We start from the raw sequence: 26,457 nt of genomic DNA on the forward strand, positions 1-26,457 counted from the left end.
CGAGCCGGCCGGCCCGCCGCGCGAGGTATTACTCGAGGACCAGGATCGCGTCCATTTCAACCTGCGAGCCGCGTGGCAGCGCAGCGACGCCGATGGCGGCGCGGGCAGGGTAGGGCTGTTCGAAGTAACGGCCCATGACTTCGTTGACCTTGGCGAAGTGGCTCAGGTCGGTCAGGAAGATGTTCAGCTTGACGATGTCCTTGAACGAGCCGCCGGCAGCTTCGGCCACGGCTTTGAGGTTTTCGAACACCTGTACGGTCTGGGCTTCGAAGCCTTCGACCAGCTCCATGGTTTTCGGGTCCAGCGGGATCTGGCCCGACATGTACACGGTATTGCCGGCCTTGATCGCCTGGGAGTAGGTGCCGATGGCCGCTGGGGCCTTGTCGCTGGTGATGACGGTCTTGGTCATGGTGACTCCTTGCAGGGGGAGGGCTACGTGCGCATGCGGGTGATGCGAATCACCCCGGTCAGGGCACGCAGTTTCTTGATCACGCGGGCCAGGTGCACACGGTCGTGCACGCTGACCACCAGCTGGACCACGCTGATGCGGCCATCACGTTCGTCCATGCTGATCTTCTCGATGTTGCCGTCGGCGGCGTTGACGCTGCTGGCCAGCAGGGCAATCAGGCCGCGCTGGTGTTCCAGCTCGACGCGCAGCTCGACATTGAATTCGCCGGTGACATCCTTGGCCCAGGACAGCTGGATGCATTTTTCCGGGTTGTGGCGAATTTCGCTGATGTTGCGGCAGTTCTCCAGGTGCACCACCATGCCCTTGCCCGCCGACAGGTGCCCGACGATCGGGTCGCCCGGAATCGGCGTGCAGCACTTGGCGTAGCTGAGCACCAGGCCCTCGGTGCCGCGGATGGCCAGCGGACCCTCGGGGTTGGGCAACTGCTCGCCTTCGCTGGAGAGCAGGCGGCGCGCCACTACGTAGGCCATGCGGTTGCCCAGGCCGATGTCTTCGAGCAGGTCTTCGATCACTTCGAGGCGATACTCGGCCAGCATGGCCTGGATGCGCTCCTGGGGGATCTTGTCCAGCGCGCTGTCGAAACCGTTGAGCACCTTGTTGAGCAGGCGCTCGCCCAGGTTGATCGATTCGGAGCGGCGCTGCAGCTTCAGGGCATGGCGGATATGGGTGCGCGCCTTGCCGGTGACCACGAAGTTCAGCCAGGCCGGGTTCGGTCGTGCGCCCGGGGCGCTGACGATCTCGACCGTCGAGCCGCTCTGCAGCGGTTCGGACAGCGGTGCCAGGCGGCGGTTGATGCGGCACGCGATGCAGCTGTTGCCGACGTCGGTATGCACCGCGTAGGCAAAGTCGACCGCCGTGGAGCCCTTTGGCAGCTCCATGATGCGGCCCTTGGGCGTGAACACGTAGACCTCGTCCGGGAACAGGTCGATCTTCACGCTTTCGATGAATTCGAGCGAGTTGCCCGCGCGCTGCTGCATTTCCAGCACGCCCTTGACCCACTGGCGCGCCCGGGCATGGGTGCCCTTGGGCTGCTCGTCGTCACTGGACTTGTACAGCCAGTGCGCCGCGATGCCGTTGTTGGCCATCTCTTCCATCTCGCGGGTGCGGATCTGGATCTCGATGGGCACGCCGTGCATGCCGAACAGGGTGGTATGCAACGACTGGTAGCCGTTGGCCTTGGGGATCGCGATGTAGTCCTTGAAGCGCCCCGGCAGCGGCTTGTAGAGGTTGTGCACGGCGCCGAGCACGCGATAGCAGGTGTCGACCTTGTCGACCACGATGCGGAAGGCGTACACGTCCATGATCTCGTTGAAGGCGCGGCGCTTGCCGCGCATCTTCTTGTAGATGCCGTAGATGTGCTTCTGCCGCCCGCTGACCTCGCCTTCGATACCGTCCACGGCCAGGCAGTGGCTGAGCGATTCCTCGATCTTGTTGACCAGCTCCTTGCGGTTGCCGCGGGCACGCTTGACTGCCTGGTAGATACGCGCCGAGCGCATCGGGTACATGGCCTTGAAGCCCAGGTCTTCGAACTCGACGCGCACGGTGTGCATGCCCAGGCGGTTGGCGATGGGGGCGTAGATCTCGAGGGTTTCCTTGGCGATGCGCCGGCGTTTTTCGCCCGACAGCACTTCCAGGGTGCGCATGTTGTGCAGGCGGTCGGCCAGCTTGACCAGGATCACGCGAATGTCGCGGGCCATGGCCATGGCCATCTTCTGGAAGTTTTCGGCCTGGGCTTCGGCCTTGGTCTCGAAGTTCATCTGGGTCAGCTTGCTGACGCCATCGACCAGTTCGGCGACGGTTTCGCCGAATTGGGAACTGAGGGCTTCCTTGGCGATGCCGGTGTCTTCGATCACGTCATGCAGCATGGCGGCCATCAGGCTCTGATGGTCCATGTGCATGTCGGCAAGAATGCTTGCCACCGCCAGCGGGTGCGTGACGTATGGCTCGCCGCTGCGACGGCGCTGGCCGTCGTGGGCTTGTTCGGCGTAGAAATACGCCCGGCGTACCAGGTTGACCTGGTCGGCGCCGAGGTAGGTCGAGAGGCGATCGGCGAGGGCGTCTATGCTCGGCACGATGTTAGCTCCTGCCGAGAAAGTGGGCCCTGCGCCGTACAACGTCGACCAGGCATGGACTTAGACGGCCTCGTTGGCCTCGTCCTCACCGAATGCAGCGAAGACCGGGTCTTCGTGGACGATGTCCTGTTCGGCCATGAATTCTGGGGTGCAGATGCCTTCGGCGATTTCGCGCAGGGCGACGACGGTCGGCTTGTCGTTTTCCCACGCCACTTTCGGCTCTTTGCCGCCGGTGGCCAGTTGGCGGGCACGCTTGGTAGACAGCATGACCAGCTCAAAGCGGTTATCCACGTGTTCTAGACAATCTTCAACGGTTACGCGGGCCATGGTCTTCCTCAGTAGCAAATGCGGTGTTCAGCCCGAATGGGCGAGCGGACTCGATAGTTTAAAAAATCACCAGCCTTTAGGGAAGCGCTGATTTCACGTCGAGACCTGTGTAAGCCGACAATAACCAGTTGTGAGGCTCTAGCACAACTGTCTTGTGGGGGTGGATTCAAATGCTTGGCCGGCAAGGTCGGCGCCTGCAGAACTGCGCACCTGCCCCGTGGGAGCCGGCCTTGCCGGCGAAGGGGCCCGAAAGTCAGGCCTGGCCCTCCTGGCGCCCCAGCATCCCGCGCAAACGCGGGGTCAATTCGTCGAACAGGGTCTGCACCGAACGCAGCGCACGGCAATCGGGGCGGGTCAGCAGCCACAGTTCGGTATTGCACCCGGGCAGGGCACCGCTCAACTGTTCCACCCCCGGCAAGGTATCGGCCATGTAGTCGGGCAGGGCAGCCACCCCCAGCCCGGCCGCCACCAGCTGTGCAATCGCCGCGATTCCGCTGCAGCGATAGCGCGGCATCACCCCCGGCAGCTGCTGACTGCGCCACACCACTGTGGCATGGTCCTGCATGGAGTCGTCGGGGGCAATCCAGGGCACGCTGGCCGGGGCCTCGGCCAGCCGCTCGCGGTACTCCTCGCGCCCGCACACCACATACGAGGCCGCCCCCAGGCAGCGCCCCACAAGGTGCTCGGGTGGCGAATTGGTCAGGCGCAGCGCCAGGTCGGCGTCGCGCCGGCTGAGGTTGGCGAAGGTGTTGGAGGTCGCCAGTTCCAGTGACAGGGCCGGGTATGCCGGCATGAAGTCGGCCAGGGCGGGTAGTAGCAGGCTGTGCAGCACCGCATCGGTACAAGTCAGGCGCACCGTGCCGCTGACCACCTGTTCGCCGTGCTCCAGCGCCACCCGCGCCGCATCCAGCGCCTGCTCGGCGCGTTCGGCCTGCTCGGCCAGGGCCTGGGCGGTGCCGGTGGGGATGTAGCCCTTGCGGCTCTTCACGAACAGCGCGGTACCCAGTGCGGCCTCCATGCGCCGGATCGAGCGGAACACCGTCGACACATCGACCCGCAGCAGGTCTGCAGCCTTGGCCAGGGAGCGTCCGCGTACCAGCGCGAGCACCAGGGAAAGGTCGGCGTGACTGATCTGATATTGCATGGGTGCACTCTTTGCTTGCCTAAATGCCAATGTCTGTTGCGTGGGGGCCATTCTATAGTGAGGCGGCAGTCGTGAATCAACCCGCGACGTTGTCAGAACCTGGAACGACCGTGCAATGCCACGGCGTTCGGCATTCCCCACGATGGGAACCTTAAAAAGAACAAATGAAACCATCGCCGCTCCCGATAGCGCAGTAACACCTCCTCCATTGCCGCCCGATAAAAAATCAAAGGATGCCTAGCCATGACGTCGGTCTCCCCGTGCGCCATCCCTCTCGACGAGATGGGTGAATTTCTCAAGGCCCACCCTGAGGTGCAATTTGTCGATCTGCTGATTGCAGACATGAACGGCGTGGTGCGTGGCAAGCGCATCGAGCGTGCGAGCCTGGTCAAGGTCTACGAAAAAGGCATCAACCTGCCGGCTTCGCTGTTTGCCCTGGACATCAACGGTTCCACCGTCGAAAGCACCGGCCTGGGCCTGGACATCGGCGACGCCGACCGTATCTGCTACCCGATCCCCGGCACCTTGAGCTTCGAGCCCTGGCAGAAGCGCCCCACCGCACAGTTGCTGATGACCATGCACGAACTGGACGGCACGCCATTCTTCGCCGACCCGCGCGAAGTGCTGCGCGGCGTGGTGGAGAAGTTCGACGCGCTGGGCCTGGATATCTGCGCCGCGTTCGAGCTGGAGTTCTACCTGATCGACCAGGACAACCTGAACGGTCGCCCGCAGCCGCCGCGCTCGCCGATCTCGGGCAAACGCCCGCAATCGACCCAGGTGTACCTGATCGATGACCTGGACGAGTATGTCGACTGCCTGCAGGACATGCTCGAAGCGGCCAAGGAGCAAGGTATCCCGGCCGATGCCATCGTCAAGGAAAGCGCCCCGGCGCAGTTCGAGGTCAACCTGCACCACGTGGCTGACGCGATGAAGGCCTGCGACTACGCAGTGCTGCTCAAGCGCCTGATCAAGAACATCGCCTACGACCATGAGATGGACTCCACCTTCATGGCCAAGCCGTACCCTGGCCAGGCAGGCAACGGCCTGCACGTGCACATCTCGCTGCTGGACAAGAAGACCGGCAAGAACATCTTCGCAACCGACGACCCCGAAAACAGCGAAACCCTGCGCCACGCCATCGGCGGCGTGCTCGAAACCATGCCGGCATCGATGGCCTTCCTGTGCCCCAACGTGAACTCCTACCGCCGTTTCGGCGCGCAGTTCTACGTGCCCAATGCCCCGAGCTGGGGCCTGGACAACCGTACCGTGGCCGTGCGCGTGCCTACCGGCAGCAGCGATGCCGTGCGTATCGAGCACCGCGTGGCCGGCGCCGATGCCAACCCGTACCTGATGATGGCTTCGATCCTGGCCGGCATTCACCACGGCCTGACCAACAAGGTCGACCCGGGCGAGCCGGTCGAGGGCAACTCCTACGAGCAACTGGAGCAGAGCCTGCCGAACAACCTGCGCGATGCGCTGCGCGAGCTCGATGACAGCGAGGTGCTGAACCAGTACATCAGCCCCGACTACATCGACATCTTCGTGGCCTGCAAGGAAAGCGAGATGGCGGAGTTCGAAGTGTCGATCTCCGACCTCGAATACAACTGGTACCTGCATACGGTGTGATGGCTGGATAAAGCTGCAACGGAGGCTTAACCGATGAACGAGCGCGCAGGGCGGCTGCCCCTGATTGGTGTGAGTGCTTGCCGCCAGCAACTGGGCAAGAACTCGTCGCATACCGTGGGCGACAAGTATGTCGAGGCGGCCGGTTTTGCCGGATTGCCGCTGATTCTCCCGGCCCGGGACGTCGCAAGCGACCCGAACCTTGTGCTGGAGCATCTGGATGGCATTCTTTTTACCGGTTCGCCTTCTAATGTCGAGCCGCATCATTACAATGGCGCCCCCAGCGTGGAAGGCACCCGCCACGACGTGTTTCGTGACCGGCTGACCCTGCCGCTGCTGCAGGCCGCGATTGCCAGGGGTGTACCGGTGTTCTGCGTGTGCCGGGGCTTCCAGGAACTCAACGTCAGCCTGGGCGGCACCTTGCACCAGCGTGTGCAGGAGCTGCCAGGCTACCTGGACCATCGCGAGTCGCAGGATGCGCCGCTGGAAGAGCAATACAGCCCCCGCCACCTGGTGACATGCCAGCCCGGGGGGAAATTCGAGCAGATGGGGCTGCCTGCCCGCTTCATGGTCAACTCGCTGCACAGCCAGGGCATCGATCGCCTGGCCGCCGGCCTGCGCGCCGAAGCCCTGGCTCCCGATGGACTGATCGAAGCCGTGTCCATGGATGACGCCCCAGGCTTTGTGGTCGGTGTGCAATGGCACCCGGAATACCGCTTTGCCGAAAACCCGGTGTCGCTGCGCCTGTTCGAGGCGTTTCGCGAAGCCTGCATCGCCCATGCGCTGCGCCGGGAGAAGGCCCTATGAGGTCACCCGGCTGAGCCGGCGATGCACTGCAACAAGTTTCATTGAGTGATAGCGGGCACCCCACGGGGGGCCCGGAAAATAATACCAATAGTGACGGCAACTACTCATGAGCGAACACAAAGCAGGCCTGTCCCCAGGTGTGGGCGGGCGATCCAAAGGGCTGGCCAAGGGCCGGCTCGGACTGCTGGCCAGCATCGTGCTGGGCATTTCCACTATTGCGCCGGTGTATACCCTCACCGGCGCCCTCGGCCCGACCGTACGCGAAGTCGGCGCCCACCTGCCGGCGGTGTTCATCGTCGGTTTCCTGCCCATGTTGCTGGTGGCGCTGGGTTATCGCGAGCTGAATGCCGCCGAACCCGACAGCGGCACCTCGTTCACCTGGTCGGTACGTGCCTTCGGCCCGATGATCGGCTGGATTGGTGGCTGGGGGCTGGTCACCGCCACCACCATCGTGCTGTCGAACCTCGCCGGTGTGGCGGTGGACTTCTTCTATCTGTTCCTCGGGCAGATCACCGGCAAACACGAGGTGGCGGCGCTGGCCGACAACCTGCTGGTCAATGTGACCACCTGTTGCGTGTTCATCGCCATGGCCGTGTGGATCTGCTGTCGCGGCATCGCCACCACCATGACCGTGCAGTACGGCCTGGTGGCGCTGCAACTGATCGTGCTGCTGGGTTTTGCCATGGCCGCATTCGGCGGGTCGTCGGAGGCGCCGCCGCTGACCTTCGAGATGGACTGGTTCAACCCGTTCGGGGTGGAGTCGTTCTCGGCCTTCACCGCCGGCCTGTCGCTGTCGATCTTCATCTTCTGGGGCTGGGACGTGTGCCTGAGCATCAGCGAAGAATCGGTGGGCAGCGATGACGTACCGGGCAAGGCAGCGACCCTGACCGTGCTGCTGATTCTGGGCCTGTACCTGGTGACCGCAATTGCCACCCTGCAGTTTGCCGGCATCAGCGATATCGGCCTGGGCCTGGGCAACCCGCGTATCCAGGAAAACGTCTTCGCCCACCTGGCCGGCCCGGTGATGGGGCCGCTGGCGATCCTGATGTCGATCGCGGTACTGGCCAGCACCGCGGCCTCGTTGCAGTCGACCTTCGTTTCGCCGGCGCGCACGCTGCTGGCGATGGGGTACTACGGCGCAGTGCCGGAGCGCTTCGCGAGCGTCTGCCCGCGTTCGAAAACCCCGCGTTATGCCACCATCTGTGCCGGCGTGGCCGCAGGCGTGTTCTACGTGACCATGCGTACCCTGAGCGAGAACGTGCTGGCCGACACCATCACTGCCCTGGGCATGATGATCTGCTTCTACTACTCGCTGACCGCGTTCGCCTGCGTGTGGTACTTCCGCCACAGCCTCACCGACAGCCTGCGTCACTTCCTGATGCGCGGCCTGTGCCCGTTGCTGGGCGGCGGCATTCTTTCGGTGATTTTCCTGCAGACAGCCTATGACAGTGCTTCGCCGTCGTTCGGCAGCGGTTCGCATGTAGGCGGGTTGGGGCTGGTGTTCGTGATCGCGATGATCATCACCTTGCTGGGCCTGGTGCTGATGATGCTGTCGCGCCTGCGTGCGCCGGCGTTCTTCCTGGGCATGACCCTGCGCCGTCACGCAACGGTGCCCGGCCGCGGTTAAGCGGCCGAGGCACGCTGCTCAGGCAAGCAGTTGCCTGAGCAGTTCGCTGTGACGTTGCTGCTGCTGGCCGCGCTGCAGGCGGTTGGCACGGAACACCGCCTTGAGGTCGTCCAGTGCCGTGGCGAAGTCGTCGTTGATGATGACGAACTCGTATTCGTCGTAATGCACCATCTCGCTGACCGCCTCGCGCATGCGCCCTTCGATGATCTCGTCGCTGTCGGTGCCGCGGTTGGTCAGGCGCTGGCGCAGGGCCTGCTGGCTGGGCGGCAGGATGAAGATCGAACGCGCCTCGGGCATCAGCTTGCGCACCTGCTGCGCACCCTGCCAGTCGATTTCCAGGATCAGGTCATGGCCCTGGTCAAGGGTCTGCTGCAGTGCGCTGCGCGAGGTGCCGTAGCAGTTGCCGAAGACTTCGGCCTGCTCCAGGAAGTCGCCCTGGGCGATCATGCGGTCGAACTCGGCGCGGTCGACGAAGTGGTAGTTCACCCCGTCATGCTCGCCCGGACGCATGGCCCGCGTGGTGTGCGAGACCGACACGCGAATGTGGTTGAGGTCGTCGGTGAGCGCCTTGACCAGGCTGGTCTTGCCGGCGCCCGAAGGGGCCGAGACGATGAAAAGGGTGCCGCTGCTGTGGGTCATGGTAGGGGTGGCCTTACTCGATGTTCTGTACTTGTTCACGCATCTGCTCGATCAGAACCTTGAGGTTGACCGCCGCTTGGGTGCTGCGTGTGTCAAAGGCTTTGGAGCCCAGGGTGTTGGCTTCGCGGTTGAGTTCCTGCATCAGGAAATCCAGGCGCCGGCCGGCGGCGCCGCCCGACGTGAGCACGCGGCGCACTTCGGTGACATGCGTGCTGAGGCGGTCGAGTTCTTCGGCCACATCGCTCTTCTGCGCCAGCATCACCATCTCCTGCTCCAGACGCTGCGGGTCGAGTTCGGCCTGCATGTCGGCAAAGCGGTCCAGCACCTTCTGGCGCTGGGCGGCGAGCATCTGCGGCACCAGGGCGCGCAGGGTGGTGACTTCCTCGCTCATGCTGTCGAGGCGCTCGTTGATCAGTCGGGCGAGTTCCGCGCCTTCGCGGTTGCGGCCGTTCTTGAGCTCCTTGAGGGCCTGTTCGAACAGGCCCATGGCCTCGGCATTGAGCGCCTGCGGGTCGCTGGCATCGGCCACCAGCACGCCCGGCCAGGCCAGCACCTCGAGCGGGTTGAGGGGGCCGGGCTGCTTGATCAGGCCGGCCACGGTCTCGGCGGCGGCGACCAGCTGAGCGGCACGCTCGCGGTCGACCTGCAGCGGCTTGCCGGCGTTCTCTTCATTGAAGCGCAGGGTACATTCGACCTTGCCGCGCGACAGGCCCTGGCGCAGTGACTCGCGCACCGCGCCTTCGAGGTCGCGCAGGGCTTCGGGCAGGCGCAGGTGCGGCTCGAGGTAGCGATGATTGACCGAGCGCAGTTCCCAGATCAGTGTGCCCTGGGTCCCGGCCTGCTCGACGCGGGCGAAGGCGGTCATGCTGTGCACCATGGGAAGTACCTCGCAGATTAGGGAGCAAGCCGACAGCCTGCAAAGGCGCAGGATTGTAACGCAGTGCGGCGCCGGCTCCCAATGCGCTGATGCTACAAAGCAGCGGGCAGGGCGCCGCAAATACCGGGCGGCGCGGGCAGATCGGGGCTTGTGGCGTGGTGCGCCGATGATCGGCTGGCCGTGCATTTGGCCGCAGGCATGTCCACCTAGGGCCCTGTAGCCCTATAATGCCGGGCAGATTCATATCCAGTACAGGTAGCCCAAATGAAACGTCCAAGTGGTCGCGTTGCCGATCAGCTGCGCTCGATCCGCATCACCCGCAACTACACCAAACACGCCGAGGGGTCTGTACTGGTCGAGTTCGGAGACACCAAAGTCATCTGCACGGTCAGCGTCGAGAACGGCGTACCGCGCTTCCTCAAAGGCCAGGGCCAGGGCTGGCTGACCGCCGAGTACGGCATGCTGCCGCGCGCCACCGGCGAGCGCAACCAGCGCGAAGCCAGCCGCGGCAAGCAGGGTGGTCGTACCCTCGAAATCCAGCGCCTGATCGGCCGCTCGCTGCGCGCCGCGCTGGACATGAGCAAGCTGGGCGACATCACCCTGTACGTCGACTGCGACGTGATCCAGGCCGATGGCGGTACCCGTACCGCGTCGATCACCGGTGCCATGGTTGCGCTGGTCGACGCCCTGCGCGTGGTCAAGAAGCGTGGCGGCCTGAAGGGCGGCGACCCGGTCAAGCACATGATTGCGGCCGTATCGGTCGGCATGTACCAGGGCGTGCCGGTGCTCGACCTGGACTACCCGGAAGATTCGGCGGCCGAAACCGACCTGAACGTGGTGATGACTAGCGCCGGTGGTTTCATCGAAGTCCAGGGCACCGCCGAAGGTGCTCCGTTCCAGCCTGAAGAGCTCAACGCCATGCTGGCGCTGGCGCAGAAGGGCATGACCGACCTGTTCCAACTGCAGCAGGCCGCGCTGGCGGACTGATCGGGAGTCGTCATGGCCGAGCCGTCCAACGCGCCGATGCCCGGTGATGCAGCCCGTCATTGGGGCATGTTGTGCCACCTGGCGGCGGCTGCCGGCATGGTGGTGCCGTTCGCCAACCTGATCGCGCCGCTGGCCTTGTGGTGGTTCAAGCGCGGCATCGACCCGTACGTCGACGCCCAGGGCAAGGAGGCGGTGAACTTCCAGCTGACCATGACCCTGCTGGGCATGGTGTGCGTGGTGGGGTTTACCGTACCGATGGCCAAGCTGGCGCTGACCATCATCTCGCTGGGGGTGGCGGTACTGATCGTCATTGCGGCGGTCAAGGTAAAGCAGGGCAAGGCCTTTCGTTATCCGTGGGCCTGGCGTGTGCTGACCTGACATGCTTCGTCGGCAAGGCCGGCTCCTACGGCGGTTGCGTTGACCCGGTAGGAGCCGGCCTTGCCGGCGAAAGGGCCCAAAGGCCAGATACGAAAAAGCCGACACGCAGTCGGCTTTTTTGTGGTTGAGCGATCAGATCGTCAGCGTCCAGTCATAGTCCACGATCAGTGGCGCATGCTGGGAGAAGCGTGGCTGACGCGGCAGGCGAGCGCTTCGTACGAAGCGGCGCAGGCCCGGGGTCAGCAGCTGGTAGTCGAAACGCCAGCCCAGGTTGAGCATCTCGGCCTGCTCGTTGTCCGGCCACCAGCTGTACTGGTCGCCCTCACGGCTGACTTCGCGCAACGCATCCACATAGCCCATGTTGCCGACGATCTCGTCCATCCAGGCCCGCTCTGGCGCCAGGAAACCCGGCGACTGCTGGCCGTCGCGCCAGTTCTTCACGTCGAGCTTCTGCTGCGCCACATACAGCGAGCCGCAGTAGATGTACTCGCGACGCTTGCGGCGCTGCTTGTCCAGGTATTTGCCGAAGTCGTCCATCAACTTGAATTTCTGGTTGAGGTCTTCGTCACCGTTCATGCCCGAAGGCAACAGCAAGGTGGCAATACTGACTTTGTCGAAATCGGCCTGCAGGTAACGCCCGTAGCGATCGGCTGTCTCGAAGCCCAGGCCGCTGATGACTGCCTTGGGCTGCAAACGCGAGTAGAGTGCCACGCCGCCTTGGGCTGGAACTTCTGCATCGCAGGCATAAAGGAAGTAGCCATCGAGCTGGAAAGCTGGGTCGTCGAGTTCAAAGGCCGAGGCGCGGGTATCCTGAAGGCAGATGACGTCGGCATTCTGGGCTTGTAGCCAACTGAGCAAACCACGCTCGACTGCAGCCTGAATGCCATTAACGTTCACACTGATGATCCGCATAAATGGCCCCAAAAATCTCGTGCGTGTATGATACCCGAGCTGTACTCATTTAGCTAAATCTGTGGTAGCCGGGACTCTTCATGCAGCCGTATCAGCGCGAATTCATTCGTTTTGCCATCGATCGTGGGGTTCTGCGCTTCGGTGAGTTCACCCTCAAGTCGGGCCGCATCAGCCCGTATTTCTTCAACGCCGGCCTGTTCAACAGTGGCGCTGCCCTGGCTCAGCTCGGTCGGTTCTATGCGGCGGCGATCGTCGACAGCAAGATCCCGTTCGACGTGCTGTTCGGCCCGGCCTACAAGGGCATCCCCCTGGCTGCCGCGACGGCGGTGCAACTGGCCGAGCACCATGGGCTGGATGTGCCGTGGTGCTTCAACCGCAAGGAAGCCAAGGCGCACGGCGAGGGTGGCAGCCTGGTGGGCTCGCCACTGGCAGGCGACGTGCTGATCATCGACGACGTGATCACTGCCGGCACGGCCATCCGCGAGGTGATGCAGATCATCCAGGGCCAGCAGGCCAGGGCGGCGGGCGTACTGATCGCGATGAATCGCCAGGAGCGTGGCAACGGCGACCTGTCGGCGATCCAGGAAGTGGAGCGTGACTTCGGCATTCCGGTGGTCAGCATCGTATCGCTGACCCAGGTGCTGCAGTTCCTCGCCGATGACCCGGCGCTCAAGCAGCACTTGCCGGCCGTCGAGGCCTACCGGGCCCAGTACGGTATCTGAGGCAAACAAAAAGGCGACCCGCGGGTCGCCTTTTTTGTACCTGTGGTGGCCCGCTCCTGTAGGAGCCGGCCTTGCCGGCGGATGCCTCAGCGCGGTTCGTGATTGGTAATCAGGGTACCCACGCCACTGTCGGTGAAAATTTCCAGCAGCACCGCATTCGGCACGCGGCCGTCGATGATGTGCGAGCTGTGCACGCCGCCCTGTACTGCTTCCAGTGCGCAACGGATCTTGGGCAGCATGCCGCCGTAGATGGTGCCGTCCGCGATCAGTTCGTCAACCTGCTCGGTGGTCAGGCCGGTGAGCACGGTGCCCTGCTTGTCCATCAGGCCGGCGATGTTGGTCAGCAGCATCAGCTTCTCGGCCTTGAGCGCTTCGGCCACCTTGCCTGCCACCAGGTCGGCGTTGATGTTGTACGACTCGCCGTTGGCGCCCACGCCGATTGGCGCGATCACCGGGATGAAGTCGCCCTTGACCAGCATGTTCAGCAGGTCGGTGTTCACCCCGACCACTTCGCCCACATGACCGATGTCGATGATTTCAGGGCTGGTCATCTCTGGCGTCTGGCGGGTGACGGTGAGCTTCCTGGCGCGAATCAGCTCGGCGTCCTTGCCGGTCAGACCGATGGCGCTGCCGCCATGACGGTTGATCAGGTTGACGATGTCCTTGTTCACCTGGCCGCCGAGCACCATCTCCACCACGTCCATGGTCTGCGCATCAGTGACGCGCATGCCATCGACAAACCGGCTTTCGATGGACAGGCGCTTGAGCAGGTCGCCGATCTGCGGGCCGCCGCCGTGCACCACCACCGGGTTGATGCCGACTGCCTTCATCAGCACCACGTCGCGGGCGAAGCCGGTCTTGAGCTCTTCGCTCTCCATCGCGTTGCCGCCGTACTTGATCACCAGCGTCTTGCCGACAAAGCGGCGGATGTAGGGCAGCGCTTCGGACAGTACCTGGGCGACATGGGTGGCGGCATCACGATCAAGGGTCATGCAGGGCTCCAGTTGGAACAAGGGGTCGGTCAGAACGTTGGTTGCAGATCAGGGGCTGCGCGCTTGAGCTGGGCAAGGAACACGTCCTTGATTCGCTGCAGCTCGGCTTCGCTGTCGGCCTCGAAGCGCAGTACCAGCACCGGCGTGGTGTTGGAGGCGCGAACCAGGCCCCAGCCGTTGGGGTAGTCGACCCGTACACCATCGATGGTGGTCAGGTTGGCGTCTTGGCCCCAGTCGGCGTCGCGTTGCAGTGCCTCAATGATGCTGAATTTACCCTCGTCCGTCACATCAATGTTGATTTCAGGGGTACAAATATCGTTCGGGAACGCCGCGAACAGCGTTTCGGCATCGCTATCGGCCTTGCTCAGGATCTCCAGCAGGCGCGCGGCGCTGTAGATGCCGTCGTCGAAACCGTACCAGCGCTCCTTGATGAAGATGTGCCCGCTCATCTCGCCGGCCAGCAGGGCGCCAGTCTGCTTCATCTTCTTCTTGATCAACGAATGACCTGTCTTCCACATCAGCGCGCGGCCGCCGTACTGTTCGATCAGCGGGGTCAGGCGGCGGGTGCATTTGACGTCGAAGATGATCTCGGCGCCCGGGTTGCGCGCCAGCACGTCCTGGGCGAACAGCATCAGCAGGCGATCGGGGTAGACGATGTTGCCGGTGTTGGTCACTACGCCGACACGGTCGCCGTCACCGTCGAAGGCCAGGCCCAGGTCGGCACCGCTTTCCTTGACCTTGGCGATCAGGTCCACCAGGTTTTCCGGCTTGCCCGGGTCGGGGTGGTGGTTGGGGAAGTTGCCGTCGACCTCGCAGAACAGCGGGATCATCTCGCAGCCCAGCGCCTCGATCAGCTGCGGGGCGATCACCCCGGCGGCGCCGTTGCCGCAGTCCACCACCACCTTGAGCTTCTTCGCCAGCTTGATGTCGCCGGTGATCTGGGTGAAGTAGCGGTCCAGGATCTCGACCTTCTCGACGCTGCCTTCGCCGCGGGTGAGGTCGTTGGTCTGCAGGCGAATCAGGAGGGCCTGGATCTGCTCATTGGCCAGGGTGTCGCCAGCGATGACGATCTTGAAGCCGTTGTAGTTCGGCGGGTTGTGGCTGCCGGTGAGCATCACCCCGGACTTGCCGGCCAGCACGTTGGCGGCGTAGTACAGGGCTGGCGTGGGCACCAGGCCGACGTCGCTGACCTTGCACCCGGCCTCGACCAGGCCCTTGATCAGTTGCTCGACCAGCATCGGGCCGGACAGGCGACCGTCGCGGCCAACCGATACATGCGGCTCGCCCTGGGCCAGGCTCTGTGCACCGATGGCGCGGCCGATCCAGTAGGCGGTTTCGGCGGTGAGGCCTTCGCCGACCACACCTCGGATATCGTAGGCGCGGAAGATGCTGGCGGGGAGGTTCGGGGTCATGCGTTCCATGTTGCTCACCTGGGGAAACTCCAATTGGAAGGGGCTATGTTGGGTCGACGGTCGGCATGCGCTGCAGGCACCCGGCGCGCCGCGCGGCTAAAGATGTCCGGCTTTGACGGCATTTTCGACATAGAGTTCTTGAGCCGGGCGATTCATCCGTCGATCACCTCTGGAAGATCGCCCCGGGCTGAAAGTGCAGGCTCCATGCATCGTTGAAGGTCCCTATCGGGGTTATTGCCGGGCTATCACTTTCGCCTGCGCTGGCCAGTACGGCCTGAGGGTCGTCGAACACGCCTTGCACGAGGCTGGCCTTGCCGATTTCCGGCATGTCTATTTTCAGAGCAGCACTTACACGTTGCAGCTCGAAAGTCATGAGCAGCACGGCCTGCACCGGGCCTGTCGCACTGCCTCGAATGGGCGTGACACTGTGGATATGCAGTTGCCCGTTGGTCGGGTGGGCCTCCAGGTTCGGTGGTACCCCGCGTTCGGCTCGTCCGATCATGTCCAGCAATGGCGGGCTGAGTGAGCGGTCGTGGAGGCTCTCGCGCCTGGCCTGGCCGGGCGTGAGCAACCGACTGCTGACCAACCCTTCGAGGTAGCTGAAGTCGTCCAGCACCTGGCGCGCCTGGCGGGCGTCAGCCGCCTTGGCAGCGGCAAGCAGGGCCGGATGGCGGGCCACGGTGTCGACCTCGGACACCAGACGGGCGATCTGCTGGTCGAGCGCAATGACCAGCCCGAAGGCCGGAAAATACGTCTGCAGGTTACGTTGCTCGCGTTGCAGAGGGATTACCAGCGTCAGCCACACCGCGAGCCCGGCGACGAGCATGCCGGCCAGGCCCCAATACAGGCCTGGCAGCAGGGCTCGCGCGTTGTTCAATGGCTGCCCGAATGGCCGAAGCCGCCAGCGCCACGCTGGGTTTCGTCGAAGGTTTCGACGATGTCGAAGTGCGCCTGTACCACCGGTACCAGCACCAGTTGCGCAATGCGCTCGCCGATGGCGATGGTGAAAGGGGTCTGGCCGCGGTTCCAGCACGACACCATCAGCTCGCCCTGGTAGTCCGAATCGATCAGGCCGACCAGATTGCCCAGCACGATGCCGTGCTTGTGGCCCAGGCCCGAGCGCGGAAGGATCAGCGCGGCCAGGCCCGGGTCGCCGACGTAGATCGACAGGCCGGTAGGGATCAGTATGGTCTGGCCCGGCTCCAGGACGGTCTCTTCCTTGAGCATGGCGCGCAGGTCGAGGCCGGCAGAACCGGGGGTGGCGTATTGCGGCAGCGGGAATTCGCTGCCAAGGCGCGGATCGAGAATCTTGGCTTGTAAGGCGTGCATGCAGAGTTAAACCTGGTTGAGACGTTCGGCGATGAAGGCTACCAGCTGACGGGCGATCTTGCCCTTGCTGGTCTGTGCAAAGAGTGTTGCTTGAAGTTGGCGATCGATCACGCTGCAGGCGTTCTCCTCGCTGTTGAAGCCGATGCTGGGGTTGGCCACGTCATTGGCGACGATCAGGTCGAGGTTCTTGTCCTTGAGCTTGCGCGCGGCGTAATCGAGCAGGTGTTCGGTCTCGGCGGCAAAGCCGACGCTGAACGGGCGGTCGGGGCGGGTGGCGATGGTGGCCAGAATGTCCGGGTTGCGCACCATCTGCAGCAGCAGGCCGTCACCTGTCGTAGGGTCTTTCTTGAGCTTTTGCGGGGCGACGACTTCGGGGCGGTAGTCCGCAACCGCAGCCGATGCGATGAACACATCGCACGGGATCGCCGCTTCGCACGCGGCGAGCATGTCCCGCGCGCTCACCACGTCGATACGGGTCACCCGGTCGGGTGTGGGCAGGTGCACCGGCCCTGTCACCAGGGTTACCCGAGCACCGGCTTCCACCGCCGCTTCGGCCAGGGCAAAGCCCATCTTCCCCGAGCTATGATTGGTGATGTAGCGCACCGGGTCGATGTTTTCCTGGGTCGGGCCTGCGGTAATCAGCACGTGCTTGCCGGTCAGCGACTGGCGCTTGAAGGTTTCGGCGGCGCACCAGGCCAGGTCGGTGGCTTCGAGCATGCGGCCAAGGCCCACGTCGCCACAGGCCTGGCTGCCGGAGGCCGGGCCGAACACCTGGATGTCGCGGCTTTGCAGCAGCTGCAAGTTGGCCTGGGTGGCCGGGTCGCGCCACATGGCCTGGTTCATGGCCGGTGCCAACGCCACGGTGGCGTCGGTAGCCAGTACCAGGGTGGTCAGCAGATCGTTGGCAACGCCTTGCGCCAGGCGCGCGATCAGGTCGGCGGTGGCAGGTGCGATCAGCACCAGGTCGGCCCACTTGGCCAGTTCGATATGGCCCATCGCCGCTTCGGCGGCAGGGTCGAGCAGGTCCATGTGCACGGGGTGCCCGGACAGGGCCTGCATGGTCAGCGGGGTGATGAATTCGGCCCCGCCGTGGGTCATGACGACGCGCACTTGCGCGCCGTGCTCCAGGAGTCGGCGAACCAGCTCGGCGCTCTTGTAGGCAGCAATGCCGCCGCCGACGCCAAGAACGATGCGTTTCCGATACAGCCGCTGCATAGGCTTGCCTTTCTTTGATCAGTGTTTGCACGCGGCGACGACGCCTCCCCAGGCCGAATCGTCGCGTAAAAAGAGGGGGCTACGATAGCACAGGGCTGAAATGGGGAGCAGCCACACACAGACAGAGGGACAGCTATGGGTATCAGGGATTGGCCGTCGGCGGAACGCCCGCGGGAGAAGTTGCTGGAGCGAGGGGCCGGGAGCCTGTCGGACGCCGAGTTGCTGGCGGTGTTCCTGCGCACCGGTGTGGCAGGCAAGAGCGCGGTGGACCTGGCGCGCCACCTGTTGCAGCAGTTTGGCGGCTTGCGGCAACTGCTGGAGGCCGATCAGCCGACGTTTCAGCGTGAGCTGGGGCTGGGCCCGGCGAAGTATGCGCAACTGCAGGCGGTGATGGAGATTGGGCGCCGGCACTTGGCCGAAACCATCATCCGCGACCCGGCGTTGCAGAGCCCGGGGGCGGTCCGGCGTTACCTGAAATCGATGCTGCGTCATGAAGAAAGCGAGGTGTTCGGCTGCCTGTACCTGGACAACAAGCACCGTCCTCTAGGGTTCGAGGCGTTGTTCCGCGGGTCCATCAGCAGTGCCAACGTCTACCCTCGGGAAGTCATCAAGCGGGCGTTGGCCAGAAATGCCGCAGCATTGATCCTTTGCCACAATCATCCGTCAGGTGTTTCCGAGCCAAGCCAGGCAGATATCAATCTGACCCTGCGCTTGCAGAAAGCCCTGGGCCTGATCGAGGTGCGGGTGCTGGATCACATCATCATCGGCGATGGGGAGCCATTGTCGATGGTGGAGCGGGGCTTGTTCGCTGCCTGACGCTGCTGTGCGTGGGCGGTACTAGTCGATCAGCTTTGTTGCAACAAACGACGCAGCCAGCCCGACAACCGAAGCCAGCAGCAGGTAGTGACGCACCACAAGCTCGGTTCTGATCGTGGCTGGAAAGGACTCCACGTCTGCGGCCTGCAGCGATCCTGTTCTGATGAAGAGCTTCGCATGAGCCAGAAGCGCAGCGATGCATACGGTAAACACGATTCTGCCAAACACGGTGTTGTACATCACCGGGCGCTGTCGATTCACCACCGCCTTGCAGTTGGCAAGGTACCGGGATGCACTGGTCATGTAGCGCATGCCAGCCTGTGCGTACTGGGTGGCGACCCACCCCAGGCCGGCGATGCAAGGCAGTTGCAGTGCAAAGGGCAGCCAATAGGGTGAATACGCGCCGAGCCCGAACTCCGTCGGCTCGCCCTGGTGCTGAACGGCTTTGAGCACCTGCAGGGCAAGGGCCAGCAGCACCAGAACGGCCAGCATTGCCAGCCTGAGGTGGTGGCTAAGAACCAGCAGCGTTCTGAGGTTGCCGGGGAAGCGCTTGATGTCCTCTGCGCTCAGGCCCCCGAACTCGACCGGGCAATCGGGGTAGGCCAACAGGCCGGCAATGTCGCCCACTGCCCTGAATCGCTGGCGCAGGCCCAGGTTGAGGCTGTACCGATGAGCGTCAACCAGCGGCGAGTTGTGAAGGTGCTCGAGGGCTTCGGCCAATCGCTGGGTGGCAATGTAGAGAAGCAGTGCGCCGAAGACCACCGGGCCGAGTATCAGTGCCACGGTGAGGCCGGCGATAGCCGCTTCGGTCCAGTATTCAATATCCAATGCGGCTATCCGTACGGTGCGGTTCGCTGGGCAACCATCGTAAGTCGATGGCGAGAGTCACCTGGCGGCCTGAACACGCGCTGCAGGCTGCTGCAGTGTCCTTCGGGCTGCCAGAGGACGCTGTCAGGAGCCTGCAGGCGCGAGTCGTTCAGCGTGCGGTCTTCACCGTGGCAAAGTCCTGCCGGCCGAACGGGCTGACCGTGTAGCCCTCCACATCCTTGCGCATCAGCACCGCTGCCGTGGGGTGCGCCAGTGGCAGCCACAGCGCCTGCTGCTGGATCAGCCCCTGGGCCTGCTGGTACAGGCGGCTGCGCACGCTCTGGTCGTTGGTGGTCTTGCCGGCACTGATCAACTGGTCCAGGCGCTTGTCGCAGTACCGCGCGAAGTTGGTCCCCGACTCGACTGCCGGGCAGGCAAACTGCGGGCTGAGGAAGTTGTCGGGGTCGCCGTTGTCGCCGGCCCAGCCCATGAACAGCAAATCGTGCTCACCGGCCTTGGCGCGACGGATCAGCTCGCCCCATTCGATCACGCGAATCTCGGCCTTGATGCCGACCTTCGCCAGGTCTGCCTGCAGCAGTTGTGCCCCCAGGCTCGGGTTGGGGTTGAGCAGGCTTCCCGAAGGGCGCGTCCAGATTGTGGTGCTGAAGCCGTCCGGCAACCCGGCCTTGACCAGCAGCGCCTTGGCTTTGGTCGCGTCGGTCGGGTAACCCGGCAAGTCCTTGGCGTAGCTCCAGGTGTTCGGCGGCAGGGGGCCTTCAGCGGCGACTGCGGTGCCTTCGAACACGGCCTTGAGGTAGCTGGTCTTGTCGAACGCCAGGTTGATCGCCTGCCGTACCTCGACCTTGTCCAGCGGCGGGTGCTGGCTGTTGATCGCGACGAACGCGGTCATGAACGCCTCGGTCTTCTCGACCTTCAGGTTTGCGTCTTCGGCGGCTGCCGCAACGTCCAGCGGCTTGGGCGACAGGGCGATCTGGCACTCGTTGCGCCGCAGTTTCTGCAGGCGCACGTTGGCGTCGGGGGTGATCGCGAAAATCAGCGGGTCGACGGTCGGCTTGCCGGCAAAATAGTCGGTATTGGCGCGGTAGCGGATCACCGCGTCCTTCTGGAAACGCTGGAACACGAACGGGCCGGTGCCGATCGGCTGGCTGTTGAGCTTCTCCGGGGTGCCGGCCTTGAGCAACTGGTCGGCGTATTCGGCCGAATAGATCGAGGCGAAGCCCATGCTCAGGGTGGCGAGGAAGGTCGCGTCCGGATGGTCGAGGGTAAAGCGCACGCTCAGCGGATCGGGTGCCTCCACCTGCTTGATCAGGCTAGGCAGTTGCAACGACTGGGCATGCGGGTAGCCGCTCTGGGTGATCTTGTGCCAGGAGTGGGCGGGGTAGAGCATGCGCTGGAAGCTGAACAGCACGTCGTCGGCGTTCAGCACGCGGCTGGGCTTGAAGTACGGCGTACTGTGAAACTTTACCCCCGGGCGCAGCTTGAAGTCGTAGACCAGGCCGTCGGCCGATACCGTCCAGCTTTCGGCCAGGCTCGGCACCACCTTGCCGCTGGTGGCGTCGAATTCCACCAGCCGGTTCATGAGCACATCGGCAGAAGCATTGGTGGTGGTCAGCGCGTTATACTGCACCACGTCAAAGCCTTCGGGGCTGGCCTCGGTACATACGCTCAAGGCGCCTGCCTGGGCCAGTGCGGGGCTTAGCAGCGCTGCGAGCAACAGGGGTAAAGCGGCACGACGCATGGTGACTCCTTGGCTGATCAATGGCCCATCTGCCCGTGCAGTCTGGAAAACTCCTACCCTAGTGCGCAAGGCCGTAAATGGCCAACTCCTTTTTCAAGGAATATTGCGACGAGCGGTTTTGTCGCTGGAAGCCCTGCATCCGGGCGGCCTGGGTTGATTCATGCATCGTGCGATCACATCAAATGTTGTTGTACCCCGGCCTTTCTGGTATAAAGCAGCGCTCTTTTCTAGGGGCTCGGTTTGTCGCATCTGCAGATCTTGCCGATAAGACCCTGAAGAAACACGGCGCCTGGCGCCAAAGACTGAGAGATTAAGCGGCCAACCCATGCCGGGTTGGGCATGTGGTTTTAGAGGGCTGAGGCATGTCGAGAGTCTGTCAAGTTACCGGTAAGGGTCCGGTAACCGGGAATAACATTTCCCACGCGAATAACAAAACCCGTCGTCGTTTCCTGCCGAACCTGCAGCATCACCGCTTCTGGGTCGAGTCGGAGAAGCGTTTCGTGCGTCTGCGCGTTTCTGCCAAAGGCATGCGTATCATCGACAAGCGCGGCATCGATGCCGTTCTGGTCGAAATTCGCCGTAACGGCGCCAAGGTCTAAGGGAGAAAATCATGCGTGAATTGATCCGTCTGGTGTCGACCGCTAATACCGGCCACTTCTACACCACCGACAAGAACAAGCGCACCACTCCGGACAAAATCGAAATCAAAAAATTCGATCCGGTTGTTCGCAAGCACGTGATCTACAAGGAAGCCAAGATCAAGTAATTGATCCCGGCTTACGAAAAAAGGCCCGCATCTCACGATGCGGGCCTTTTTTTATGGCGATTTTCTGTTCAGCCGAAATGGAAACCGCTGATCAGGCCCGCCTCGTTGCCGCTGATGTTCACGCGTTGCGGGTCCATTTCGCGGGTCGACATCTCGCCGATGCCGACCACGCGCTGGCGCCCGGTCAGTTCGCTGATGTAGGCCTTCACGGTCGGCACGTAGCGGGTGCCGACCAGGCGGCCGATGCAGGTGAGCACTTCGTCGTTGCTCAGTTGCAGCGCTTCGATGGGGCAGACGACCGGTTGATCCTTTTGCATGGTGAGGCTCCTTGAGTTCAGGTGGGTCCGGATAAGGACCCCGCCATGCTCGCGCCAGGGAGGGCTGGCGCGGCGGTATCTATCTATGGCCTATGCCTTGGGCTCGAACATCACGTAGATCTTGCGGCAGGTCTCCAGCACCTCCCAGGTGCCCTTGAAGCCGGCCGGGATCACGAAGCGGTCACCGGTGCGCAGGGTCTTGGCGTTGCCTTCTTCGTCGCGCAGCACCGATACGCCGTGCACGATCTCGCAGTATTCGTGTTCAGTGTAATTGACGGTCCATTGCCCGGGCGCTCCCTCCCACACGCCAGCGGCGAATTGCCCGCAAGGGCTGGCGTAATGGTTGTAGACCGCCTGCTCCGGGTCGCCCTTGAGCACTTTTTCGGCAGCCGGGCGGTAGCGCTCGGCCTCGGTCAGTACCTGTGCGAAGTCGACAATCTGCTGGATATTCATGTCTGGGTCCCCTGATTGTTAAATAAAGTGCACATCACTAGGCATTTGGCCATGTATTGTCAAATATATTGATAATTCAGGTGCCAGAGTTTAGGGTGTCGAGTGCCGTAGAGCGACAATCGCTCCGGCCGTATTCTGACAGCGCCCTGGCCCCTCGTGCGGCGCTGCATTTCAACAACAGGAGGAGTTTCGTATGACCACCCTGACTCGTGCGGACTGGGAACAGCGTGCCCAGCAACTCAAGATCGAAGGCCGTGCTTTCATCAATGGTGAATACACCGCCGCCGTTTCCAACGCCACGTTCGAGTGCCTGAGCCCGGTTGACGGACGCCTTCTGGCGCAGGTCGCCAGCTGCGACGAGGCCGACGCCCAGCGCGCCGTGGAAAACGCCCGCGCCACCTTCGAGTCCGGCGTGTGGTCACGCCTGGCCCCGGCCAAGCGCAAGGCTACCCTGATCCGTTTCGCCGCGCTGCTCAAGCAGAACGTCGAGGAGCTGGCCCTGCTCGAAACCCTCGACATGGGCAAGCCGATCAACGACTCGCTGAACATCGACGTGCCGGGCGCTGCCCAGGCACTGAGCTGGAACGGCGAAGCCATCGACAAGATCTACGACGAAGTCGCGGCCACCCCGCACGACCAGCTAGGCCTGGTAACCCGCGAGCCTGTGGGTGTGGTGGCGGCCATCGTGCCGTGGAACTTCCCCCTGCTGATGGCCAGCTGGAAACTCGGCCCGGCGCTGGCCACCGGTAACTCGGTGGTGCTCAAGCCGTCCGAGAAGTCCCCGCTGACCGCCATCCGCATCGCCCAGCTGGCCATCGAGGCCGGTATCCCGGCCGGCGTGCTGAACGTGCTGCCTGGCTACGGCCACACCGTCGGCAAGGCCCTGGCCCTGCACATGGACGTCGATACCCTGGTGTTCACCGGCTCGACCAAGATCGCCAAGCAGCTGATGATCTACGCCGGCGAATCGAACATGAAGCGCGTGTGGCTGGAAGCCGGCGGCAAGAGCCCGAACATCGTGTTCGCCGATGCCCCGGACCTGAACGCCGCTGCCGCCGCCGCGGCCAGTGCCATCGCCTTCAACCAGGGCGAAGTGTGCACCGCAGGTTCGCGTCTGCTGGTCGAGCGCTCGATCAAGGACAAGTTCCTGCCGCTGGTACTGGAGGCCCTCAAGGCCTGGAAGCCTGGCAACCCGCTGGACCCGGCCACCACCGTTGGTGCCCTGGTCGACACCCAGCAGATGAACACCGTGCTGTCCTACATCGAGGCTGGCCACACCGATGGCGCCAAGCTGCTGGTGGGCGGCAAGCGCATCCTCGAAGAAACCGGCGGCACCTATGTCGAACCGACCATCTTCGACGGCGTGAGCAACGCCATGCGCATCGCCAAGGAAGAGATCTTCGGCCCGGTACTGTCGGTGATCACCTTCGACAGCGTCGAAGAAGCCATCCAGATCGCCAACGACACCCCTTACGGCCTGGCCGCAGGTGTATGGACCGCCGACATCAGCAAGGCGCACAAGACCGCCAAGGCCTTGCGTGCCGGCAGCGTGTGGGTCAACCAGTACGACGGTGGCGACATGACTGCGCCGTTCGGTGGCTTCAAGCAGTCGGGCAACGGCCGTGACAAGTCGCTGCACGCACTGGACAAGTACACCGAGCTCAAGGCCACCTGGATCAAGCTGTAAGGTCATGGGCGCGGCCTGGTGCCGCGCCCCGAGCGATCCGCGCCACAGCCGGGCCCTGCGTTAGCGCAGGCCCGGCTGTGTTGCTTGTGGCGATCCATCATTCTGCGAGGAAGTACACATGCGTTGGGCTACCTACTTCGCCGTGCTGTCGTCGGTTCTGAGCGTCGGCCTTGCCCTGGGCGTGAGCATGCCGTTGGTATCGCTGCGTCTGGAGAGCTGGGGCTATGGCAGCTTTGCCATTGGCGTGATGGCGGCGATGCCGGCAATTGGCGTGCTGGTTGGCGCCAGCCTGTCCAGCCGCCTGGCGGCGTATTTCGGCACCGCCACGCTGATGCGCCTGTGCCTGCTGGCCGGTGCGTTGTCCATCGGCCTGCTGGCGCTGCTGCCCAGCTATCCGGTGTGGCTGGCGTTGCGCCTGCTGATCGGGGTGATCCTGACCATCGTGTTCATCCTTGGCGAAAGCTGGATCAACCAGCTGGTGGTCGAGCAATGGCGTGGCCGCCTGGTGGCGCTGTATGGCAGCAGCTATGCCCTCAGCCAGCTGGCCGGGCCGCTGCTGCTGGGCGTGCTGGGTTCGGAGGATGACCTGGGCTTCTGGATCGGGGCCGGGTTGCTGGTGGTGGCACCGCTGGTGCTGATCGGCCGCAGCGGGGCGCCCAGCGCTGAAGCCTGTGGTGTGGGCCTGCGTGACCTGGTGGGCTTCTGCCGGCGCTTGCCGGTAATCGCCTGGGCCATTGCACTGTTCGCCGCGTTCGAGGCGATGATCCTCACCCTGTTGCCGGTGTACTGCCTGCAGCAGGGCTTCACCACCGAGCTGGCGCTGTTCATGGTCAGTACCGTGGTGGTGGGCGATGCGGTACTGCAACTGCCGATCGGGGCGCTGGCCGACTACATGTCGCGCCGCACGCTGTTCACCGGCTGCGCCATGACCCTGCTGGTATCGAGCCTGGCCATTCCGGTGCTGATGCACACGCCGGCGATCTGGCCATTGTGGGTGCTGTTCGGCGCCAGTGCCGGTGGCCTGTTCACCCTGTCGCTGATCCTGATCGGCGAACGCTATCGCGATGATGCGCTGGTGCGCGCCAACGCCCACGTGGCGCAGCTGTGGGGCATCGGCTGCCTGATCGGGCCATTGGCTGCTGGGGCCGGTAGCCAGTGGGTGAGCGGGCATGCACTGCCGCTGCTGATGGCGGCGGGCGCGTTCGGGCTGGTGCTGTTGGCGATGCGGCCGAATGCCTTCGAGCCTGCCACGGCCTAGGGCCGCTTTGTACCGGTTGAATCTCCTCGAGGAGCGCTCTTCTCAGGGGATTTCATCTTTTACCCAGCTGCGCAACTTCTTGCGCACCAAAATGTGGATAAACCTGTGCATACATTGCTGCGGGCCATACTCAACGTGGCCTGCAGCCAACTGCGCAACTTCTTGCACAGTACTGCGCAAGAAGTTGCGCACTTTTTCGGGTTTTCTCGCGTAAAAGTGCTCAAAAAACGTACAGTAAAAACACAAGCTACTGATTAACAACAACTAAATTTAAGTTGGCACGGGTCTTGAACTGTCTCCTTGCAGCCACACGGCATTTTTCGCCTGTTCGGCTTCACTTTCTGCAAGGAGCAAACCCCCATGGCAACACCTGCCTACATGTCCGTCACCGGCACCAAACAAGGCCTGATCACCGCCGGTGCCTTCACCGCCGATTCGGTCGGCAACACCTACCAGGAAGGCCACGAAGACCAGGTCATGGTCCAGGGCTTCAACCACGAAGTGATCATCCCGCGCGACCCGCAGTCCGGTCAGCCGACCGGCCAGCGCGTGCACAAGCCGGTGGTCATCACTAAGGTCTTCGACAAGGCATCGCCCCTGCTGCTGGCCGCGCTGACCTCCGGCGAGCGCCTGACCGAAATCGTCATCCACTGGTACCGCACCTCGGCGGCCGGCACCCAGGAGCACTATTTCACCACCAAGCTCGAAGACGCGATCATCGTCGACATCAAGGACTACATGCACAACTGCCAGGACCCGGCCAACGCGCACTTCACCCACCTTGAAGACGTGCACTTCACCTACCGCAAGATCACCTGGACCCACGAAGTGTCCGGTACCTCCGGCTCGGACGACTGGCGTACCCCGGTCGCCGGCTAAGCCTGCGTTAGTTCACTGCCCCGGCCGGCCAGCCAGCATGGCCGGCCGGGGCAGCCTGTCACCCCAGTTTTTGCAGCGGGAGGAACATCGGATGTTCTCAGCGGCCAACCAGCCCCATTTCACCCTGACCCTGGACGGGGTCGACAGCGACTTTCAGGTGCTGTCGTTCAGCGGGCGCGAAGC

27 protein-coding genes and 1 pseudogene are annotated in these 26,457 nt (G+C 63.5%); 12 read left to right on the top strand and 16 right to left on the bottom strand.

From position 1 onward, the window contains the following. Positions 1–28: 28 nt before the first annotated feature. The 4 genes from QMX96_RS07320 to QMX96_RS07335 form a co-directional block, all read right to left on the bottom strand. The gene (locus QMX96_RS07320) at positions 29–409 is read right to left on the bottom strand and encodes a RidA family protein (RefSeq protein WP_043861567.1); all 381 of its coding nucleotides are present in this window, start codon (positions 407–409) and stop codon (positions 29–31) included. A 23-nt stretch (positions 410–432) separates the two neighbouring features. Continuing rightward, complete coding sequence (gene spoT / locus QMX96_RS07325; RefSeq protein WP_043861568.1) at positions 433–2,541, bottom strand: bifunctional GTP diphosphokinase/guanosine-3',5'-bis pyrophosphate 3'-pyrophosphohydrolase; 2,109 nt, start codon at positions 2,539–2,541, stop codon at positions 433–435. A gap of 60 nt (positions 2,542–2,601) precedes the next feature. Beyond that, positions 2,602–2,868 carry a DNA-directed RNA polymerase subunit omega gene (gene rpoZ / locus QMX96_RS07330; protein ID WP_043861569.1) on the bottom strand — a complete coding sequence of 89 codons (267 nt, stop codon included), beginning with the start codon at positions 2,866–2,868 and terminating at the stop codon, positions 2,602–2,604. A 253-nt stretch (positions 2,869–3,121) separates the two neighbouring features. After that, positions 3,122–4,012, bottom strand: coding sequence for a LysR family transcriptional regulator (locus QMX96_RS07335; protein ID WP_054916676.1), 891 nt, complete (start codon positions 4,010–4,012; stop codon positions 3,122–3,124). 243 nt (positions 4,013–4,255) lie between these two features. Here QMX96_RS07335 and QMX96_RS07340 point away from each other — a divergent pair, with 243 nt between their 5' ends. The 3 genes from QMX96_RS07340 (at position 4,256) to QMX96_RS07350 (ending at position 8,069) form a co-directional block, all read left to right on the top strand. Beyond that, positions 4,256–5,638 (top strand): glutamine synthetase family protein, encoded by a 1,383-nt coding sequence (locus QMX96_RS07340; protein WP_043861571.1) that lies wholly within the window; start codon positions 4,256–4,258, stop codon positions 5,636–5,638. 33 nt (positions 5,639–5,671) lie between these two features. Then, complete coding sequence (locus QMX96_RS07345) at positions 5,672–6,442, top strand: gamma-glutamyl-gamma-aminobutyrate hydrolase family protein (RefSeq protein ID WP_054916675.1); 771 nt, start codon at positions 5,672–5,674, stop codon at positions 6,440–6,442. Between the two features lie 106 nt (positions 6,443–6,548). Next, positions 6,549–8,069 carry an APC family permease gene (locus QMX96_RS07350; RefSeq protein ID WP_043861573.1) on the top strand — a complete coding sequence of 507 codons (1,521 nt, stop codon included), beginning with the start codon at positions 6,549–6,551 and terminating at the stop codon, positions 8,067–8,069. 18 nt (positions 8,070–8,087) lie between these two features. Here QMX96_RS07350 and gmk read toward each other — a convergent pair whose 3' ends face one another. Together gmk and QMX96_RS07360 are read right to left on the bottom strand one after the other, a co-directional pair. Continuing rightward, positions 8,088–8,708, bottom strand: a complete 621-nt coding sequence (gmk, locus tag QMX96_RS07355; protein ID WP_043861574.1) for a guanylate kinase — start codon at positions 8,706–8,708, stop codon at positions 8,088–8,090. A 13-nt stretch (positions 8,709–8,721) separates the two neighbouring features. After that, positions 8,722–9,585 (bottom strand): YicC/YloC family endoribonuclease, encoded by an 864-nt coding sequence (locus tag QMX96_RS07360; RefSeq protein ID WP_043861575.1) that lies wholly within the window; start codon positions 9,583–9,585, stop codon positions 8,722–8,724. Positions 9,586–9,849: 264 nt separating this feature from the next. On the opposite strand from QMX96_RS07360, the gene rph reads away from it, so the two are divergent. After that, a complete protein-coding gene (gene rph / locus QMX96_RS07365; protein WP_043861576.1) occupies positions 9,850–10,572 on the top strand; it encodes a ribonuclease PH in 723 nt (240 codons plus the stop codon). Positions 10,573–10,584: 12 nt separating this feature from the next. Beyond that, positions 10,585–10,950 carry a DUF4870 domain-containing protein gene (locus QMX96_RS07370; RefSeq protein ID WP_043861577.1) on the top strand — a complete coding sequence of 122 codons (366 nt, stop codon included), beginning with the start codon at positions 10,585–10,587 and terminating at the stop codon, positions 10,948–10,950. A 132-nt stretch (positions 10,951–11,082) separates the two neighbouring features. On the opposite strand, the gene QMX96_RS07375 is transcribed toward QMX96_RS07370, so the two are convergent. Further along, complete coding sequence (locus tag QMX96_RS07375; protein ID WP_043859862.1) at positions 11,083–11,862, bottom strand: exodeoxyribonuclease III; 780 nt, start codon at positions 11,860–11,862, stop codon at positions 11,083–11,085. A gap of 80 nt (positions 11,863–11,942) precedes the next feature. Between QMX96_RS07375 and pyrE the strand changes: the two genes are divergently transcribed. Continuing rightward, the gene (gene pyrE, locus QMX96_RS07380) at positions 11,943–12,584 is read left to right on the top strand and encodes an orotate phosphoribosyltransferase (protein ID WP_043859861.1); all 642 of its coding nucleotides are present in this window, start codon (positions 11,943–11,945) and stop codon (positions 12,582–12,584) included. Between the two features lie 86 nt (positions 12,585–12,670). Here pyrE and argB read toward each other — a convergent pair whose 3' ends face one another. The 5 genes and pseudogenes from argB to coaBC all read right to left on the bottom strand — a co-directional run bounded on the left by argB (position 12,671) and on the right by coaBC (position 17,532). Next, positions 12,671–13,576, bottom strand: a complete 906-nt coding sequence (gene argB / locus QMX96_RS07385) for an acetylglutamate kinase (RefSeq protein ID WP_043859860.1) — start codon at positions 13,574–13,576, stop codon at positions 12,671–12,673. Positions 13,577–13,605: 29 nt separating this feature from the next. Beyond that, positions 13,606–14,976, bottom strand: a pseudogene (locus tag QMX96_RS07390) (phosphomannomutase/phosphoglucomutase); the annotation flags it as partial. 175 nt (positions 14,977–15,151) lie between these two features. Then, entirely contained in the window at positions 15,152–15,865 is a 714-nt protein-coding gene (locus QMX96_RS07395) for a hypothetical protein (RefSeq protein ID WP_043859858.1), read from the bottom strand. Further along, positions 15,862–16,317, bottom strand: coding sequence for a dUTP diphosphatase (dut, locus tag QMX96_RS07400; RefSeq protein ID WP_043859857.1), 456 nt, complete (start codon positions 16,315–16,317; stop codon positions 15,862–15,864). The genes QMX96_RS07395 and dut overlap by 4 nt, the downstream gene beginning before the upstream one ends. Before the next feature lie 6 nt (positions 16,318–16,323). After that, entirely contained in the window at positions 16,324–17,532 is a 1,209-nt protein-coding gene (gene coaBC, locus QMX96_RS07405; protein WP_058541939.1) for a bifunctional phosphopantothenoylcysteine decarboxylase/phosphopantothenate--cysteine ligase CoaBC, read from the bottom strand. Positions 17,533–17,667: 135 nt separating this feature from the next. On the opposite strand from coaBC, the gene radC reads away from it, so the two are divergent. After that, complete coding sequence (radC, locus tag QMX96_RS07410; RefSeq protein ID WP_043859855.1) at positions 17,668–18,348, top strand: DNA repair protein RadC; 681 nt, start codon at positions 17,668–17,670, stop codon at positions 18,346–18,348. A 21-nt stretch (positions 18,349–18,369) separates the two neighbouring features. Here radC and QMX96_RS07415 read toward each other — a convergent pair whose 3' ends face one another. After that, positions 18,370–19,176, bottom strand: a complete 807-nt coding sequence (locus QMX96_RS07415) for a hypothetical protein (RefSeq protein WP_282361486.1) — start codon at positions 19,174–19,176, stop codon at positions 18,370–18,372. 148 nt (positions 19,177–19,324) lie between these two features. Continuing rightward, on the bottom strand, positions 19,325–20,914 hold the full coding sequence (locus QMX96_RS07420; protein ID WP_282361487.1) for an ABC transporter substrate-binding protein: 1,590 nt from the start codon (positions 20,912–20,914) through the stop codon (positions 19,325–19,327). Between the two features lie 362 nt (positions 20,915–21,276). On the opposite strand from QMX96_RS07420, the gene rpmB reads away from it, so the two are divergent. Together rpmB and rpmG are read left to right on the top strand one after the other, a co-directional pair. After that, positions 21,277–21,513 (top strand): 50S ribosomal protein L28, encoded by a 237-nt coding sequence (gene rpmB / locus QMX96_RS07425; protein ID WP_043859852.1) that lies wholly within the window; start codon positions 21,277–21,279, stop codon positions 21,511–21,513. An 11-nt stretch (positions 21,514–21,524) separates the two neighbouring features. After that, complete coding sequence (gene rpmG, locus QMX96_RS07430) at positions 21,525–21,680, top strand: 50S ribosomal protein L33 (RefSeq protein ID WP_010225867.1); 156 nt, start codon at positions 21,525–21,527, stop codon at positions 21,678–21,680. 68 nt (positions 21,681–21,748) lie between these two features. Here the strand turns inward: rpmG and QMX96_RS07435 are convergent, their stop codons facing one another. Further along, entirely contained in the window at positions 21,749–21,952 is a 204-nt protein-coding gene (locus QMX96_RS07435) for a hypothetical protein (RefSeq protein WP_054916677.1), read from the bottom strand. Between the two features lie 135 nt (positions 21,953–22,087). Then, positions 22,088–22,450, bottom strand: a complete 363-nt coding sequence (locus QMX96_RS07440) for a cupin domain-containing protein (RefSeq protein ID WP_043859851.1) — start codon at positions 22,448–22,450, stop codon at positions 22,088–22,090. A gap of 193 nt (positions 22,451–22,643) precedes the next feature. Between QMX96_RS07440 and QMX96_RS07445 the strand changes: the two genes are divergently transcribed. The 3 genes from QMX96_RS07445 to QMX96_RS07455 all read left to right on the top strand — a co-directional run bounded on the left by QMX96_RS07445 (position 22,644) and on the right by QMX96_RS07455 (position 26,274). Continuing rightward, the gene (locus QMX96_RS07445; RefSeq protein WP_043859850.1) at positions 22,644–24,137 is read left to right on the top strand and encodes an aldehyde dehydrogenase; all 1,494 of its coding nucleotides are present in this window, start codon (positions 22,644–22,646) and stop codon (positions 24,135–24,137) included. 118 nt (positions 24,138–24,255) lie between these two features. After that, positions 24,256–25,395 carry an MFS transporter gene (locus QMX96_RS07450; protein ID WP_043859849.1) on the top strand — a complete coding sequence of 380 codons (1,140 nt, stop codon included), beginning with the start codon at positions 24,256–24,258 and terminating at the stop codon, positions 25,393–25,395. Between the two features lie 360 nt (positions 25,396–25,755). Beyond that, positions 25,756–26,274: an Hcp family type VI secretion system effector gene (locus QMX96_RS07455; protein WP_043859617.1), complete on the top strand. Its 519-nt coding sequence runs from the start codon at positions 25,756–25,758 to the stop codon at positions 26,272–26,274. Positions 26,275–26,457 lie beyond the last annotated feature (183 nt).

Source organism: Pseudomonas sp. PS01300, assembly GCF_029960155.1.
GTDB classification, from domain to species: Bacteria; Pseudomonadota; Gammaproteobacteria; order Pseudomonadales; family Pseudomonadaceae; genus Aquipseudomonas; species Aquipseudomonas palmensis.